At 59.9% G+C, this 549-nt stretch carries 1 protein-coding gene and 1 pseudogene; both read left to right on the top strand.

Going from position 1 to position 549, the window contains the following annotated elements; translation table 11 throughout:
* On the top strand, positions 1 to 120 hold a 120-nt coding region (locus tag GKC28_RS26135), incomplete at its 5' end, for an ATP-binding protein (RefSeq protein WP_217433978.1).
* A gap of 173 nt (positions 121 to 293) precedes the next feature.
* Positions 294 to 549 (top strand): annotated as a pseudogene (locus GKC28_RS26140) (transposase zinc-binding domain-containing protein); the annotation flags it as partial.

Consider the following 549-nt stretch of genomic DNA (forward strand, 5'->3'; position numbering starts at 1 on the left):
TTCGGTGACGCCAAGATGACAACCGCGCTTCTGGATCGCGTAACTCATCACTGCGCAATCATCGAGACAGGCAACACGTCATACCGGTTCGCACAGAGCAAGCGACGCAGAAAAACATAAACGTCGCGCAAGCAAAGGCCCCAGACGGACTCGCTATAGGAGGGCGGCCCGCCTGGGGCCTTTGCGCCACAAGGGGTGGGTCAAATTCAAACGCTGAAACCGGGTCAGTTTTGAACGCTCATTGACACCATTACCGGATTTGCCCATAAGGCAGGTAATGGGCGGCGCCCATTAGCTGCCAGAACCGGCATTGTCCGAAGTGCCAGGGCCCGGCAGCAAGGGATTGGATGGCGGCGCGGGCCGAGGACCTGCTACCCGTGGAGTACTTCCATCTGGTCTTCACCCTGCCAGCCGAGATTGCCCGCATCGCCTATTGGAACAAGCGGGCGGTCTACGGACTGCTGTTCCGCGCCTCGGCTGAAACGGTGATGACCATCGCGACCGACCCAAAACGCATGGGGGCTCGGGTCGGCATGACCAGCGTATTGC

This window comes from Leisingera sp. ANG59 (genome assembly GCF_013317235.1).
Classification (GTDB): Bacteria; Pseudomonadota; Alphaproteobacteria; order Rhodobacterales; family Rhodobacteraceae; genus Leisingera.